Annotated in this window: 15 protein-coding genes; 6 read left to right on the forward strand and 9 right to left on the reverse strand. The window is 65.0% G+C overall.

Features of this window, described 5'->3' with window-relative positions:
- Window positions 1-106: 106 nt before the first annotated feature.
- Window positions 107-778: a ribose-5-phosphate isomerase RpiA gene (gene rpiA / locus NP552_RS14445; protein ID WP_043863445.1), complete on the forward strand. Its 672-nt coding sequence runs from the start codon at window positions 107-109 to the stop codon at window positions 776-778.
- Window positions 779-865: 87 nt separating this feature from the next.
- Here the strand turns inward: rpiA and NP552_RS14450 are convergent, their stop codons facing one another.
- From NP552_RS14450 to NP552_RS14465, 4 genes are all read right to left on the reverse strand, one after another.
- Window positions 866-1,768 carry an SdiA-regulated domain-containing protein gene (locus NP552_RS14450; protein WP_088514631.1) on the reverse strand — a complete coding sequence of 301 codons (903 nt, stop codon included), beginning with the start codon at window positions 1,766-1,768 and terminating at the stop codon, window positions 866-868.
- Between the two features lie 77 nt (window positions 1,769-1,845).
- Window positions 1,846-2,778, reverse strand: a complete 933-nt coding sequence (locus NP552_RS14455) for an SdiA-regulated domain-containing protein (protein ID WP_274096856.1) — start codon at window positions 2,776-2,778, stop codon at window positions 1,846-1,848.
- A gap of 162 nt (window positions 2,779-2,940) precedes the next feature.
- Window positions 2,941-3,606, reverse strand: coding sequence for a fumarylacetoacetate hydrolase family protein (locus NP552_RS14460; RefSeq protein ID WP_043863442.1), 666 nt, complete (start codon window positions 3,604-3,606; stop codon window positions 2,941-2,943).
- 38 nt (window positions 3,607-3,644) lie between these two features.
- Complete coding sequence (locus NP552_RS14465) at window positions 3,645-5,042, reverse strand: FAD-binding oxidoreductase (protein WP_043863441.1); 1,398 nt, start codon at window positions 5,040-5,042, stop codon at window positions 3,645-3,647.
- Window positions 5,043-5,214: 172 nt separating this feature from the next.
- Here NP552_RS14465 and serA point away from each other — a divergent pair, with 172 nt between their 5' ends.
- Window positions 5,215-6,444, forward strand: coding sequence for a phosphoglycerate dehydrogenase (serA, locus tag NP552_RS14470; protein ID WP_043863440.1), 1,230 nt, complete (start codon window positions 5,215-5,217; stop codon window positions 6,442-6,444).
- A gap of 70 nt (window positions 6,445-6,514) precedes the next feature.
- Here the strand turns inward: serA and NP552_RS14475 are convergent, their stop codons facing one another.
- On the reverse strand, window positions 6,515-6,988 hold the full coding sequence (locus tag NP552_RS14475) for a DUF4399 domain-containing protein (RefSeq protein WP_043863439.1): 474 nt from the start codon (window positions 6,986-6,988) through the stop codon (window positions 6,515-6,517).
- Between the two features lie 229 nt (window positions 6,989-7,217).
- Here NP552_RS14475 and NP552_RS14480 point away from each other — a divergent pair, with 229 nt between their 5' ends.
- On the forward strand, window positions 7,218-7,757 hold the full coding sequence (locus NP552_RS14480; protein WP_043863438.1) for a transporter substrate-binding domain-containing protein: 540 nt from the start codon (window positions 7,218-7,220) through the stop codon (window positions 7,755-7,757).
- Here the strand turns inward: NP552_RS14480 and NP552_RS14485 are convergent.
- Together NP552_RS14485 and NP552_RS14490 are read right to left on the reverse strand one after the other, a co-directional pair.
- Window positions 7,754-8,242 (reverse strand): DUF523 domain-containing protein, encoded by a 489-nt coding sequence (locus NP552_RS14485; RefSeq protein ID WP_100634264.1) that lies wholly within the window; start codon window positions 8,240-8,242, stop codon window positions 7,754-7,756. The genes NP552_RS14480 and NP552_RS14485 overlap by 4 nt on opposite strands.
- A gap of 1 nt (window position 8,243) precedes the next feature.
- Window positions 8,244-8,876, reverse strand: a complete 633-nt coding sequence (locus tag NP552_RS14490) for a 2OG-Fe(II) oxygenase (RefSeq protein ID WP_043863436.1) — start codon at window positions 8,874-8,876, stop codon at window positions 8,244-8,246.
- A gap of 114 nt (window positions 8,877-8,990) precedes the next feature.
- Between NP552_RS14490 and NP552_RS14495 the strand changes: the two genes are divergently transcribed.
- Window positions 8,991-9,740 (forward strand): DUF2059 domain-containing protein, encoded by a 750-nt coding sequence (locus tag NP552_RS14495; RefSeq protein WP_043863435.1) that lies wholly within the window; start codon window positions 8,991-8,993, stop codon window positions 9,738-9,740.
- Here NP552_RS14495 and NP552_RS14500 read toward each other — a convergent pair whose 3' ends face one another.
- Window positions 9,741-10,670 (reverse strand): alpha/beta hydrolase, encoded by a 930-nt coding sequence (locus NP552_RS14500; RefSeq protein ID WP_058541761.1) that lies wholly within the window; start codon window positions 10,668-10,670, stop codon window positions 9,741-9,743.
- Between the two features lie 163 nt (window positions 10,671-10,833).
- Here NP552_RS14500 and NP552_RS14505 point away from each other — a divergent pair, with 163 nt between their 5' ends.
- Window positions 10,834-11,391 carry a DUF6436 domain-containing protein gene (locus tag NP552_RS14505; RefSeq protein ID WP_043863433.1) on the forward strand — a complete coding sequence of 186 codons (558 nt, stop codon included), beginning with the start codon at window positions 10,834-10,836 and terminating at the stop codon, window positions 11,389-11,391.
- On the opposite strand, the gene NP552_RS14510 is transcribed toward NP552_RS14505, so the two are convergent.
- The gene (locus tag NP552_RS14510) at window positions 11,388-11,936 is read right to left on the reverse strand and encodes a sugar O-acetyltransferase (protein WP_043863432.1); all 549 of its coding nucleotides are present in this window, start codon (window positions 11,934-11,936) and stop codon (window positions 11,388-11,390) included. The genes NP552_RS14505 and NP552_RS14510 overlap by 4 nt on opposite strands.
- A 100-nt stretch (window positions 11,937-12,036) precedes the next feature.
- On the opposite strand from NP552_RS14510, the gene NP552_RS14515 reads away from it, so the two are divergent.
- Window positions 12,037-14,409: a penicillin acylase family protein gene (locus tag NP552_RS14515; protein WP_088514627.1), complete on the forward strand. Its 2,373-nt coding sequence runs from the start codon at window positions 12,037-12,039 to the stop codon at window positions 14,407-14,409.
- Window positions 14,410-14,434 lie beyond the last annotated feature (25 nt).

Raw genomic sequence — 14,434 nt, forward strand, 5'->3', positions numbered from 1 at the left:
GCCTCGGAGTCTACCGCAGCGCCCGGTCGGGCGACCACAGCCAGTCTGTGGTTTTAGCCGCTATACTACGCGCCCTCACGATACCCCTGCCCGCTCCGGAGCCCGCATGACCCAGGACCAACTCAAACAGGCTGTCGCCCAGGCCGCTGTCGATTTCATTCTGCCCAAGCTCGATGACAAGAGCATCGTCGGCGTCGGCACCGGTTCGACCGCCAACTGCTTCATCGACGCCCTGGCGCTGCACAAGGGTGCGTTCGATGGTGCGGTCGCCAGCTCCGAGGCCACGGCTGCACGCCTGAAGGGCCACGGCATTCCGGTGTACGAGCTGAACACGGTCAGCGACCTGGAGTTCTATGTGGACGGTGCCGACGAGAGCGACGAGCGCCTGAACCTGATCAAGGGCGGTGGCGCAGCCCTGACCCGCGAGAAGATCGTCGCGGCCGTGGCCAAGACCTTCATCTGCATTGCCGACGCGAGCAAGCTGGTGCCGGTACTGGGCGCCTTCCCGCTGCCGGTCGAGGTGATCCCGATGGCGCGCAGCCATGTGGCACGTCAGCTGGTGAAACTGGGCGGCGACCCGGTGTACCGCGAAGGCGTGGTGACCGACAACGGCAACATCATCCTGGACGTGTTCAACCTGCAGATCACCAACCCGGTGGAGCTGGAAACCCAGATCAACGCGATCGTGGGCGTGGTGACCAACGGCCTGTTCGCGGCGCGCCCGGCGGACCTGCTGCTGCTGGGGACTGCGGACGGCGTGAAGACCCTGACCAGGTAAGTTTGCGGGGCGGCCTCATCGCGGGCCAAGCCCGCTCCCACAAGTTCGGTGTGATCTTGTGGGAGCGGGCTTGACCCGCGATACAGCCTACTCGGTCTTCTTGAATACGTAGAACAGGTTCGGCTCGCTCACCACATACAGCGTCCCGGCATCGTCCAGCGCAATCCCCTCGGCCTGCGGCACGCTCGCCTTCAACCCGGCAGACCCCTTGCGCAGCGACAGGCTGCTGATCGGCTTGCCCTTCACGTCCAGCTCCAGCACCAGTTGCGATTCGTCCGACAGGGCCAGCAGATGCCCGCTGCGCTCGTCGAACTGCAAGCTCGACAGGTCTCTCACGAACAACCGCGAATCACGCTTGCGGTCCTGCACCACGTGCACCGCATAGGGCTGCTCCGGATTGTCATGGGGAAACCCGTGCACCTCGTAGATCAGCATCGGGTCGCGCTCCTTGGCCACGAACAGGCGCTTGCCGCCCGAGTCGTAGGCCAGCCCCTCGAAACCCTTGTTGCCGTTCAGGCCGATGCCCAGGGTAAGCTGCTCGGCATCCTTGGCATCCAGGAACGCGGTATCGGGCGCCACATGCACCCGGATCAGGCGCTGCTCGCGCTCGTCGGTGATCACGAAACTGCCCGGCCCCACATACTCCACCGCCTCGGGGTCGCCGAAACCGGTCAGGGGGATGCGCCGCACGATGCGCCCCTCCAGCGACAGCTCGATCAGCTCGGGGTTCTTGTTGGTGACCGTGTACAGGCTGTTGCGGTCCGGGTCGAAGGTCAGCGCCGAAATATCCGCCTGCAGCCCCTCGACCGGGCGTGCCTCGACCACCACCTGGTAGCGGCTCAGCCCCATGCCCTGCTCGGCCGGCTGCCACCAGGCCTTGAGGTCGAACCAGGCACGCTCGAACACGCGGTGCTGCTGCCCCGCCACGCCCAGGGCGGCAAGGGCCAGCAGACTGAAAACAAGAAAGACCAGGGGCAGGTAACGACGCATTCGGGAAGACTCGGCAGGGTTCGGGCGTCATCTAACCATAGCCAACTGAACCGAAGCTTAATGCCACTATGCGGGAGTCACTGCTTGCGAAAGCGGTAGAACAGGTTCGGCTCACTGACGATGTACAGGGTGCCCTGGTCGTCCATGGCCACGCCCTCGGCGCGAGGGATGCGCTTTTTCAGGCCGTTGAAACCGCCGAGCAGGGTCATGAAGCTGACCTGCTCGCCCCGCTCGTCCAGCTCCAGCAGCATGTTCGAGTCGGCCGACAGCACCAGCATGTGCCCGGTACGCGGGTCGACCCCCAGCGCCGAGAGGTTGCGCAGGTCCAGCTCGTCACTGGGCAGCGGCTGCTTGTCGCCGGTCAGCGGCGAACGGCCGTCGGTGCGCCAGGTGAACAGCCGCGGCGGACGCTCCTCGCCCAGCACGAGGCGCTGGTTGCGCGGGTCCCAGGCAATCGCCTCGAAGGCCTTGTTCTGATTGGCCGAAGGGCCCAGGTCGTATTGCGTGAAATCCTTGATGTTCAGTGCCTGGGTGCTGTCGTCCAGGCTGACGATGGTCATGGTGTGATCACGCTCGTCGACAATGGCCAACCGCCCGTCCGCCAGCACCGCAACCCCCTCGGGGTTGCTCCAGCCGTTAAGTGGCAGCTTGCGCAGCACATCGCCGTCCAGGCTCAGCTCGACCAGGAACGGGTTCTTGCCCATGACGGCGAACAGGGTCTTGCGCTGGGGGTCGTAGGCCAGGTCGGAGGCCTCGTCGTCCTCCATGCCCGGCAGCACCTTGGCGTCGATATCGACCGTATAGCCCGGCAGCCAGATACTGGCCTGCTGTTCGCTCACCGACTCGAAACGCTCCTGCAGCCACAGCAGGCCACGGTCGTCCCAGTGCATGGCGATGGCCACGCCATAGCCGATCACCGCAGCCGTCACCAGCCAGGTAGACCAGCGCAACAGGAGACGACGCTTGCGCACAGGAGGGAGCGAACCGCTGGAAGGATAAGGTGTGGCCATCAGGTATTCCCGTTGTTTTTTTAGCCTGGCACGCAACACGCAGGCACGTTCACAAGGTTGATTCGCGGGGATTATCCGGATCATTTGTGAAAAAAACGGCAACGCCCGATCAAAGGCCGGGGAAAAGGTGGCAGTCGGCTATCGACTGCCACCCGGGGCAGGTCAGCGAACGCTGCCCTCGAAACGGCTCACACCGGGCAGTTCCAGCACCAGCTCATCGCCAGCGCTCAGCGGCCCGACGCCGGCCGGCGTACCGGTAAGAATCACGTCACCCGCCTGCAGCGCGAACTGCGAGGCCATGTGCTGGATCATCGGCACGATCGGGTTGAGCATCAGCGCGCTGTTGCCGTCCTGGCGCACCTCGCCGTTGATGCTCAGGCGAATGCCGATATCGGCCAGGTCCTCGAATGTGCTGCCAACCACGAAGGGCGTCAGCACGCAGGCGCCGTCGAAGCACTTGGCGCGCTCCCAGGGCAGGCCCTTTTCCTTGAGCTGCGCCTGCAGGTCACGCAGGGTCAGGTCCAGTGCCGGGGCGAAGCCGGAGATGGCGTCGAGCACTTCTTCTTCGGTAGGCGCCGGCGACAGCGACTTGCCCAGCAGCACCGCGATTTCCGCCTCGTAGTGCACCGAGCCACGCTCGGCGGGGATCTTGAACCCGCCTTCCAGCGATACCACGCAACTGCCCGGCTTGATGAACAGCAGCGGCTCGGTCGGAATCGGGTTGTCCAGCTCTTTGGCGTGCTCGGCGTAGTTGCGACCGATGCACACCACCTTGCCCACCGGCAGATGAGTACGCGTGCCGTCTACATACTGGTGCTGATAGTTCATTGCCGACTCCTGGAACGATGTTATTGGCGCTGCGGGGTTCACTCGACGGCGAAGATCTTGCCCGGGTTCATGATCCCGTTGGGGTCGAACACCGCCTTCACTGCCTTCATGTACTCGATCTCGACCGGCGAACGGCTGTAGGTCAGGTAGTCACGCTTGGTCATGCCCACGCCGTGTTCGGCCGAAATCGAGCCGTTGTACTTCTCTACCGTCTCGAACACCTGCTTGTTGACCACCGCGCAACGGGAGAAGAACTCGTCCTTGCTCATGTCGTCGGGCTTGAGGATGTTCAGGTGCAGGTTGCCGTCGCCGATGTGGCCGTACCACACCACCTCGAAGTCGGGGTAGCGTTCGGCGACGATCGCGTCGATATCCTTGAGGAACGCCGGCACCTTCGACACGGTTACCGAAATGTCGTTCTTGTACGGGGTCCAGTGCGAGATGGTCTCGGAGATGTACTCGCGCAGCTTCCACAGGTTCTGCAGTTGCTGCTGGCTCTGGCTCATCACGCCGTCCAGTACCCAGCCCTGCTCGACGCAGTGCTCGAAGGTGGCCAGGGCTTCGTTGGCCACTTCCTCGGTGCTGGCTTCGAATTCCAGCAGCGCGTAGAACGGGCAATCGGTCTCGAACGGCGCCGGCACGTCACCGCGGCCCAGCACCTTGGCCAGGGCCTTGTCGGAAAGAAATTCGAAGGCGGTCAGGTCGAGCTTGCCACGGAAGGCGTGCAGCACCGGCATGATGGAGTCGAAATCTGGTGTGCCCAGCACCATCGCGGTGAGGTTGTTGGGTGCCCGGTCCAGGCGCATGGTGGCCTCGACCACGAAGCCCAGGGTACCTTCGGCGCCGATGAACAGCTGGCGCAGGTCGTAGCCGGTGGCGTTCTTGATCAGGTCCTTGTTCAGCTCGAGCAGGTCGCCCTTGCCGGTCACGACCTTGAGGCCAGCTACCCAGTTGCGGGTCATGCCGTAGCGAATCACCTTGATACCGCCGGCATTGGTGCCGATATTGCCGCCAATCTGGCTGGAACCTGCCGACGCGAAGTCGACCGGGTAGTACAGGCCCTTGTCCTCGGCAAAATTCTGCAGCTGCTCGGTGATCACGCCAGGCTGGCACACCACGCTGCGGTCGAACTCGTTGAAGTCGAGAATCTGGTTCATGTAGTCGAACGCCACCACCACTTCGCCATTGGCGGCTACTGCGGCAGCCGACAGGCCGGTGCGCCCGCCCGACGGCACCAGTGCGACCTGGCGCTGGTTGGCCCAGCGCACGATGGCCTGAACCTGTTCGGTGCTCTTGGGGAACACGATGGCCAGGGGGGCTGGAGCAAAATGCTTGGTCCAGTCCTTGCCGTACGCATCAAGTGAAGCAGCGTCGGTCAGGACCTTTCCAGGCTCAACCAGGGTCATCAGCTCATCCAACAGCGCACGATCGGTCATCTACAGAACTCTCGAACAATTCATGGTCACCCTGAGCACGTTTCACGTGCCAGGGATGGGCGTAAACAGGGGTGCCTATGCTAGCATACGCACCCCCGCAGATCGTGCCGAAAGCCGATGCTGCGAGCGCTTCTTTCCCTGCCATTTTTCTCCGGGACACAGGTTTACGCAGATGAGCAAGACTTCTCTCGATAAGAGCAAGATCAAGTTCCTTCTCCTCGAAGGCGTCCACCAATCCGCCGTGGACGTCCTCAAGGCCGCCGGGTACAGCAACATCGAATACCTCACCGGCTCCCTGCCGGATGCGCAACTGAAGGAAAAGATCGCCGATGCCCACTTCATCGGCATTCGCTCTCGCACCCAGCTGACCGAAGAGGTCTTCGACTGCGCCAAGAAACTGGTCGCTGTCGGCTGTTTCTGCATCGGCACCAACCAGGTCGACCTGGATGCCGCTCGCGAGCGCGGCATCGCCGTGTTCAACGCGCCTTACTCCAACACCCGTTCGGTTGCCGAGCTGGTACTGGCCGAAGCGATCCTGCTGCTGCGCGGCATCCCCGAGAAAAACGCTTCCTGCCACCGTGGCGGCTGGATCAAGAGCGCGGCCAACTCCTTCGAGATCCGTGGCAAGAAGCTGGGCATCGTCGGCTACGGCTCGATCGGCACCCAGCTGTCGGTACTGGCCGAAAGCCTGGGCATGCAGGTGTTCTTCTTCGACCCGCTGACCAAGCTGCCGCTGGGCAACGCGACCCAGGTCGCCAGCCTGCACGAGCTGCTGGGCCTGGCCGACATCGTCTCGCTGCACGTTCCTGAGCTGCCATCCACCCAGTGGATGATCGGCGAGAAGGAAATCCGCGCGATGAAAAAGGGCGCGATCCTGATCAACGCCGCCCGTGGCACCGTGGTCGAGCTGGACCACCTGGCCGCCGCGATCAAGGACAAGCACCTGATCGGCGCCGCCATCGACGTGTTCCCGGTAGAGCCGCGCTCCAACGACGAGCAGTTCGAAAGCCCGCTGCGTGGCCTGGACAACGTTATCCTGACCCCGCACATCGGTGGTTCCACCGCCGAGGCCCAGGCCAACATCGGCCTGGAAGTGGCCGAGAAGCTGGTCAAGTACAGCGACAACGGTACCTCCGTGTCGTCGGTCAACTTCCCTGAAGTGGCCCTGCCGGCGCACCCGGGCAAGCACCGCCTGCTGCACATCCACCAGAACATTCCGGGCGTGCTCAGCGAGATCAACAAGGTGTTCGCGGAAAACTCGATCAACATCTCCGGTCAGTTCCTGCAGACCAACGAGAAGGTCGGCTACGTGGTGATCGACGTCGATGCCGAGTACTCGGACCTGGCGCAAGAGAAGCTGCAGCACATCAACGGCACCATCCGTTCGCGCGTGCTGTTCTAAACGCTTCGCCGGCAACGCCGATCCAAATGAAAAAGGCGACCCTCGGGTCGCCTTTTTTCATGCCCGCGATTTACTTCACGGTCACGGTGATCTTCTTCGATTCCACGCTTGGCTTGAACGGCACGTGGAACTTGTCGCCCAGCACCAGTTGCAGGGTGTGCTTGCCAGGGGCCAGGGTCAGCTGGGTTTCGGTCTGCGCCTTGCCAAAGTGCAGTACCTGCGGGCCGGCGGGCAGCGGCTGGCCGTTTTCCGGCATCAGGCTGGTGGGCAGCACCTGGTCGGCAGCCGGCGCCTTGTCGACGTCCACCAGCAGGTGATGATGGCCGCTATGCGGGGTGGCGTCGCCGGCCGGCTTGAGTTCCATGCCTTCGATGCCAAACTTGACGGTGAAGGTCTTGTCGACGGTGGCGCCATCGGCCGGGGAAACGATGAATACCTTGGCATCCTTGGGTGGTGCCTGGCTCACCAGGCCTTCGGCGGCGGCCAGCGCGGACACGCCCATCAACAAACCAGCGACGGCAGCACGCGAAAATAGGCTTTTCATTCACTTCTCCTGTGATTTACTTCGGTAACCCTTACCCCTGAATACCAGGGCAACGGTTCATTACGATAGATCAATTGCGCCAAGGCAAGCTTTAAAAAACGCCACGGAAAAATCTTCCCTGGCATCTAACATCCTCGGCCAAGTGCGGTCCTAGACACTGTTCGACCGCGACACGCACAAAAAGTCGCGGCGACCGGACTCACTGCCAAAGACCAGGAAAGGGGCTTAGATGCGTTTGACTATTGGGGTACTGCTCACGGCCCTGCTGACCCCGTTGGCCCATGCCGAGCTGATCGACGAGGTCAACGATCGAAATGAACTGCGTATCGCGATCAGCGCCGATTCCTCGACCAATATCCGCAAGCAAGGCCAGTGGACCGGCTTCGAGATCGGGTTGGGCCAGGCGTTGGCCAAGGAGTTGGATGTAGGGGTGGAGTTCGTGCCCGTCGACCATGACGAGTTGCTGGACGGTGTGGAAAGCGGTCGTTACGACATCGCCCTGGACCAGATCACCGCCAGCCCCGAGCTCAAGCAGCGCCTGGGTGTCAGCGAACCCTATACCGACGGTGACGACGACAAACGCTATGTGATGCCCTTCCAGAAGGACAACCCGGCCTTCGAGAAAGCCTTGAACGCCGCCCTGCAGCGCATCAAGGACAACGGGCGCATGACCGAGCTGGCGCAGCAGGCGGCGCGGCCCGCTGTCGAGCCCCAGGCCCAGACCCACACCGAAGCGGCGGATGCTGCCGTGGACACCGACGCACCTTAAGCGTCGAGGGCCCCCAGGGCCTGCACGGCCGCGTCCAGCTCCAGTTCGCTGAACACCTGCACCCCGGCCCGGCGCAACAGCGCCGTGGTCACACCCTCACCTTCCACCCTGGTGCCGCTGAACGTACCGTCATAGGTCAGCCGGTTGCCACAGGACGGGCTGCCCGACTTGAGCACGGCCACCCTTATGGCGTGGCGCTGCACCAGTGCCAGCGCCAGGTGCGCGCCCTGCACGAACGGCGCGGTCACGTCCTCGCCGGCTACCGTCACCACCCGGGCCTGGCCTTCCAGCACCGCACTGCCCTGCCCACCGGGAATTTCCGCAGGTGGCCGCGGGGTCGGCAGACCGCCGGCGACCTCGGGGCACAACGGCACCACGCGACCCTCCCGCTGCCAGCCCTGGAGCACATCCGGATGCCCGCTGGCGCGACCGTCATAGCGCACCGGCTGCCCCAACAGGCAGGCGCTGACCAGAACCTTGTGCATGCTAGAAGGGCTCGTTGCCGCGCCGACGGAACCAGCCGGTGAGCGACAACCGCTCGCGGTTGGCCGGCAGCACTTCGTGGGGGATCTCGCCGGAGAGGAACACCACCAGGCAACCGCCGGTCGGCTGCACATCGTGTTCCACATTGTCCTTGAGGGTCATGCGCAACTGCCCGCCATGTTCGGGCAGCCAGTCTTCGTTGAGGTAGATCACCGCCGAGACCATGCGCCGGTCGTCGTCGCGAAAGCGGTCCAGGTGCTTGCGGTAGAAGCCGCCGGGCGGGTACAGGGCGAAGTGGCACTCGAAGTCTTCCAGGCCCAGGAACAGGCCGCGGTTCATCGCTTCGCGCAGGCCGTCCATCAACCCCAGGTACTGGTCGCAGGCGTCCGAGTCACCGGGTTCGAGCCACTGGATATGGTCGTTGCGAATACCTTCGCGTACTTCCTGCGCGGGCCCTCGCCCTACCCCCGCAGGGGCCAGTTCGCCTTCGGCGGCGCGGCGGCGGCACTCGGCCGCCAGTGCCCGCGTCAGCGGGGCCGGCAGGAACAGGTCGTGCTGCGACCAGCCACGGGTGGCCAGGTCGTCGACGATGCGCGACAGCAAGGGGTGATCAAGGGATATCTGCATGCCGCGCATAGTATCGAGCCGCCAGCAAAACCGACAGCGCCACTTGGCCGAGAGTGTGCATTGGCGTCTCGACAAAGCCCCGCCAGGCCACGGACAATAGCGGCCTGCCGACAGGAGTCCTGAATGCGCCGTTTGTTTTTTCTGCTGTTGATGATCTGCACCACGCCTGTCCTGGCAGATACCCACGACCAACTGTACAAGGTTGCCGGGTGGCCGGAGCAGCGCGCCCACTTCACCGATGCCCTCGATGCCGCCCAGCAGCGCTATCGCAGCAGCCTGCCGCCTGCAGTCTTCCAGGCCCTGGTGAACAACAGCAACCAGCGTTTCGAACCCACCGCCGTCGACCGCCGCGCCGAAGCCCAGTTGCGCGCCAACCTCAGCGACCCCAAGCCTGCGCTGGCGTTTTTTCAATCCCCCCTGGGGCGCAAGATCGTGGCGGCCGAGCTGCTGGCCACCCGCCGTGACCAGTTGGCCAAGAATGCCAAGGGCCTGCCCAAGATCGAGGCCAGCGACAGCCGCCTGCTGATCATCGGCCACCTGGCCCAGGCCCTGCCGGCCCGCGAGGCCGGTGCCGAGGTCAGCCTGGCGATTGCCGGGGTGGCGGCCGACAGCCTGAGCCAGATGATCCCCGGCCTGCTCGGTGGCAGCCAGGCCCAGGGCCTGCTCGACGGGCAGCGCCAGCGCCTGATGCAGCAGATCGAGGCCGACCTGAACAACACCCTGCTGTATGTGTATCGCGGGCTGTCGGATGCCGAACTCGACGCCTTTGCAAGCTTTGCCGAATCGCCCGAAGGCAAGGCGTACTATGCCGCCGCCCTGGCCGCAATCCGGGCTGGCCTGGCGGTCGGTCAGAGCACCTCGGACCTGCAGTGATCAGCCCAGGCGCTGGCCGATGAAGGCAAAGTAGTCTCGGCGTATTGCCGGCAGTTCGTTGACCAGGTGGTGGCGGGCTTCGGGCATCAGCAGAATCTGCGGTTCGGCGAACTTGGCCTTGAGCACCTCAAGGTTGTACGGCCAGTCCACAGTCATGTCGGCCTGCCCCTGCACGATCAGCGGCTGGCGCGGGCTGCATGGCGCCACCTCGATACGTTTGACCCACGCCATCAGCGCCCCGACCCAGGCGGTGGGCAGGCGCCGCGGCTGCAGCGGGTCGGCCTGCAGGAACGGCAAAAAGGTCGGGTCGTTGCTGTTCTCGCTGAAGCGCCGCTCGATGCCGGTGACGAAGTGGCGCAGCACCTGATAGCTGAATTTCGACCAGCGCCACGCACGCGGGCGTACCAGCGGCGCCAGCAGGATCACCTGGCCCTGGGCCGGGCTGTGCGCGCCGTGGTGCAGCAGGTGGTCGACCAGGATGGCGCCGCCGGTGCTCTGCCCGCACAGGTGCCAGGGTTGCGGCAGGTTCAGCGCCTGGCCCTGCTCGAACAGCGCCTGCAGCACGTCCTGATACACCGCAAAGTCATCGATGCTGGCGCGCTCGCCGCTGGACAGCCCATGACCCGGCAGGTCGCAGGCGATGACCGCGAACTGCCGGGCCAGGGCCCATTCGATGGCGTGGCGGTAGAGGCCCATGTGGTCGTAGAAACCGTGCAGCAGTACCAGCGTCGCCACAGGCGCGGCGGGCAGCCAGACCTGGGCGACCAGCTCGAAGCCTGCGGTGTCGAAACGCCCCAGCCAGCTGTCGACGCCGGGGATGTCCAGGCTGTAGAAATGCCGGTACGCCTGCGCCTGGGTCGACAACGGCTGACGCGCGGCCAGCGGTTGCAGGCTGGCACGCAGGGAGTCGGGCTGGAATGACGCGGGCATGGAAGTTACCAACAACGGGGCAAAGGATTGACCTGTGATATTCATCTGTTGCGAACGGCGTGGCAAGCTGGGGGACTTTTTTGTTGCCTGTGCCGCCCCCTCGCCCGTAGGCGCCGGCCTTGCCGGCGAAAAGATACACCCCTTTCCAGAATTGGTACCCCCGATGCCCCGCCACCTGCTCACCGGCCTCACCCTGCTCCTCTGCGCCGCCGGCCTGTGGTGGGCCTACGACAGCTTCCAGGGCCGCTACCTGCGCCCCTTCGACAACCACACCGCACTGTTCGCCGGCGACACTCTGCGCCTGCCGGAAGACATCGCCGGCCCCGGCCCCGTCCGCCTGGTGCACTTCTGGGACCCGGCCTGCCCCTGCAACGTCGGCAACCAGCAGCACCTGGCCGAGCTGACCGAGCACTTCGCCGCCCAGGGCGTGGAGTTCTACGTGGTGCAAAAGCCCGGTACCCACGGCCAACTGCCCGCCACCCTCGGCGCGCTCAAGCCACTGGCCGATCTGCCCGGCGCCGAGCACCTGCCGGCAAGCCCTGCGGTAGCGATCTGGGACCGCAACGGCCAGCTCGCCTACTTCGGCCCCTACAGCGAGGGTGCCACGTGCAATTCGAGCAACAGCTTCATCGAGCCCATTCTGCTGGCCCTCACCCAGGGCCGCAGCGTGAACGCCACCCACACCCTGGCGGTGGGCTGCTATTGCCCCTGGGCCGGCTAGCGTACCCGTGCCGGGTTGCCCATCGCTGTCGCCCCCGCCGGCACATCGCGGGTCACCACTGCGCCCGCGCCGATGATCGCATCATCACCAATGCTCACCCCTGGCAGAATCAGCGCACCGGCACCGATCCACACGTTGCTGCCGATGTTCACCGGGCGCCCGCTCTCCAGCCCCGAACGGCGGATGGCCGGATCGCGCGGATGGTCGGCGGTGAGGATCTGCACACCGGGGCCGATCTGGCAGTCATCGCCGATGTGCACCTGCACCACGTCGAGGATCACGCAGTTGAAGTTGACGAACACGTTGGCGCCCAGCGTGATGTTGTAGCCGTAGTCGCAATGAAACGGCGGCCGGATCACCGCGCCTGCCCCCACCTTGGCGAAGTGCTCGACCAGCAGGGCATGACGCTGCTCGTTGAGCAGTTCGGGGGAATGGTTGTAGCGGTACATCCAGTGCTTGTTGGCGATCTGCTCGGCCTGCAGCTCGGGACAGCCGGCATGATAGAGCTGGCCGGCGAGCATTTTCTGCTTTTCACTGAGGTTCATCGGACCGTGGCTTCCTGGGATGGGTTAAGTTGCAGGGTCTATCCTGTGCCGAACATCTGACCGGCCAGGGCAAGGAACGATCCTCGCACAAGGAGCCCCGATGAAACGCAGCCTTACCCTTCTTGCGGTGCTCATCGCCGCCGTCGCCGGCGGCGGCTACTGGTATGCCCACAGCAAGTTGCCGCAACGCACCGGCGAAGTCACCGTGGCCGGCCTGCAGGCGCCGGTGAGCGTGCGCTACGACCAGCGCGGCGTACCGCACATCCAGGCGCAGAACGAAACCGACCTGTACCGCGCACTGGGCTACGTGCACGCCCAGGACCGCCTGTTCCAGATGGAAATCACCCGGCGCCTGGCCAATGGCGAACTGGCCGAGGTACTGGGCCCCAAGCTGGTGGAGACCGACACCCTGTTCCGCAGCCTGCGCATTGCCGAGCAGGCGCGCAGCATGGTCGCCCGCCAGGACAGGCAATCCCCGGCCTGGCTGGCCCTGCAAGCCTACCTGGAGGGCGTGAACGCCTGGCAGGACTCGCACCCCAGGCCCGTGGAGTTCGATGTGCTGGGCATCACACCGCGCCCGTTCACTGCCGAGGACACCCTGAGCATCGCAGGGTTCATGGCCTACAGCTTCGCCGCCGCGTTTCGTACCGAGCCGCTGCTGACCTACGTGCGCGATCACCTGGGCAAGTACTACCTCAGCGACTTCGACCTGGGTTGGGACCCCGAAGGCGCGGTGCAGACCCCGCCACACCTGGCTGCCGCCGACTGGCGCAGGCTGGGCCGCATCGCCCAGGTCAGCCACCAGGCGCTGGGCGATGCGGGCCTGCCGCAATTCGAGGGCAGCAACGCCTGGGCCGTCAGCGGCAGGCTCACCGCCAGTGGCAAGCCGCTGCTGGCGGGTGACCCGCATATTCGCTTCTCGGTGCCGTCGGTGTGGTACGAGGCCGAACTGTCGGCGCCGGGCTTTCACCTGTACGGCTACCACCAGGCGCTGAACCCGTTCGCCTCGCTGGGACACAACCGCGAGTTCGGCTGGAGCCTGACCATGTTCCAGAACGACGACCTCGACCTGATCGCCGAGCAGGTCAACCCGGACAATCCCGAACAGGTGAAGATCCACGGCCAGTGGCACGACCTCACCTCCACCCAGCAGCAGGTCCGGATCAAGGGGGAAGACCCGCTCACCCTCACCCTGCGCCGCTCGCCGCACGGGCCGATCATCAACCCCGCCGTCAGTGGGCATGAAAACGGCACGCCGATCGCGATGTGGTGGGCATTCCTGGAAACCGAGAACCCGATCCTGGAGGCCTTCTACGACATCAACCGCGCCAACACCCTGGACAGGATGCGTGCGGCCGCCGCCAAGATCCACGCCCCCGGCCTCAACCTGGTATGGGCCAACGCACAGGGCGACATCGGCTGGTGGGCGGCAGCGCAGTTGCCGATCCGCCCGGACGGGGTAAACCCGGCGTTCATTCTCGACGGCAGCACGGCCCAGGCCGACAAGCTCGGCTTCTACCCGTTCAGCGCCAACCCGCAGCAGGAGAACCCCGCCGCGGGCTACATCGTCTCGGCCAACTTCCAGCCGGTGTCGCCCACCGGCATGGTCATCCCCGGCTACTACAATCCGCCGGACCGCGGCCGCCAGCTCAACAACAACCTGGCCTCGCCCGGCGTGAAGTGGGACCTGCACAACAGCCAGGCGTTGCAGCTGGACACGGCCACCGCCTATGGCCCGCACCTGCTCACACCGCTGCTGTCGGTGCTGCGCCAGGTGGTCACCGACGTACACGAGCGCGAGCTGGTCGAGCAACTGGCCGCGTGGCGCGGCGACTACCCGGTGGAATCGACCAGCGCCACGCTGTTCAACCAGCTGCTGTACGAATTCGCCCGCGCCGCCACCCATGACGAGCTCGGTGACGAATGGTTCGAGACGCTGCTGTCGACGCGCATGGTGGATACCTTGCTGCCGCGCCTGGCCGCGGACGTGGATTCGCAGTGGTGGGCGCGCAAGGGCAGCAACGCGCACAGTGACCGCGAAACGGTGGTCAAGCTGGCCTGGGACAACACCCTGGCGCACCTGCGCACCACCCTGGGCAAGGACCCGGCGAACTGGCAGTGGGGCAAGGCGCACACGTTGACCCACGGGCACCCGCTGGGTGCGCAGAAGCCGCTGAACCTGCTGTTCAACGTGGGGCCATTCGCGGCGCCGGGCGCGCATGAGGTACCGAACAACCTGTCGTCCAGAATCGGCCCGGCACCGTGGCCGGTGACCTACGGGCCATCGACGCGGCGCGTGATCGATTTCGCCGATGCGGGGACGGCGCTGAGCATCAACCCGCTCGGGCAGAGCGGCGTGGTGTTCGACAGGCACTATGCCGATCAGGCGCAGGACTATATCGACGGAAGGTATCAGCGGGCGCTGATGGGGTTGGCGGGGGAGACCGAGGGGACGTTGCGGCTGGTGCCCTAGGGCTGCTGTGCAGCCCATCGCGGGT

This window comes from Pseudomonas sp. 8209, assembly GCF_028682105.1.
Lineage (GTDB): Bacteria > Pseudomonadota > Gammaproteobacteria > Pseudomonadales > Pseudomonadaceae > Aquipseudomonas > Aquipseudomonas palmensis.

What these genes read in the sequence shown, in the direction of transcription:
- rpiA (WP_043863445.1), top strand. Translation starts at nt 107, where the DNA reads ATGACCCAGGACCAACTCAAACAGGCTGTCGCCCAGGCCGCTGTCGAT.
- NP552_RS14450 (WP_088514631.1), bottom strand. Translation starts at nt 1,768, where the DNA reads ATGCGTCGTTACCTGCCCCTGGTCTTTCTTGTTTTCAGTCTGCTGGCC.
- NP552_RS14455 (WP_274096856.1), bottom strand. Translation starts at nt 2,778, where the DNA reads ATGGCCACACCTTATCCTTCCAGCGGTTCGCTCCCTCCTGTGCGCAAG.
- NP552_RS14460 (WP_043863442.1), bottom strand. Translation starts at nt 3,606, where the DNA reads ATGAACTATCAGCACCAGTATGTAGACGGCACGCGTACTCATCTGCCG.
- NP552_RS14465 (WP_043863441.1), bottom strand. Translation starts at nt 5,042, where the DNA reads ATGACCGATCGTGCGCTGTTGGATGAGCTGATGACCCTGGTTGAGCCT.
- serA (WP_043863440.1), top strand. Translation starts at nt 5,215, where the DNA reads ATGAGCAAGACTTCTCTCGATAAGAGCAAGATCAAGTTCCTTCTCCTC.
- NP552_RS14475 (WP_043863439.1), bottom strand. Translation starts at nt 6,988, where the DNA reads ATGAAAAGCCTATTTTCGCGTGCTGCCGTCGCTGGTTTGTTGATGGGC.
- NP552_RS14480 (WP_043863438.1), top strand. Translation starts at nt 7,218, where the DNA reads ATGCGTTTGACTATTGGGGTACTGCTCACGGCCCTGCTGACCCCGTTG.
- NP552_RS14485 (WP_100634264.1), bottom strand. Translation starts at nt 8,242, where the DNA reads ATGCACAAGGTTCTGGTCAGCGCCTGCCTGTTGGGGCAGCCGGTGCGC.
- NP552_RS14490 (WP_043863436.1), bottom strand. Translation starts at nt 8,876, where the DNA reads ATGCGCGGCATGCAGATATCCCTTGATCACCCCTTGCTGTCGCGCATC.
- NP552_RS14495 (WP_043863435.1), top strand. Translation starts at nt 8,991, where the DNA reads ATGCGCCGTTTGTTTTTTCTGCTGTTGATGATCTGCACCACGCCTGTC.
- NP552_RS14500 (WP_058541761.1), bottom strand. Translation starts at nt 10,670, where the DNA reads ATGCCCGCGTCATTCCAGCCCGACTCCCTGCGTGCCAGCCTGCAACCG.
- NP552_RS14505 (WP_043863433.1), top strand. Translation starts at nt 10,834, where the DNA reads ATGCCCCGCCACCTGCTCACCGGCCTCACCCTGCTCCTCTGCGCCGCC.
- NP552_RS14510 (WP_043863432.1), bottom strand. Translation starts at nt 11,936, where the DNA reads ATGAACCTCAGTGAAAAGCAGAAAATGCTCGCCGGCCAGCTCTATCAT.
- NP552_RS14515 (WP_088514627.1), top strand. Translation starts at nt 12,037, where the DNA reads ATGAAACGCAGCCTTACCCTTCTTGCGGTGCTCATCGCCGCCGTCGCC.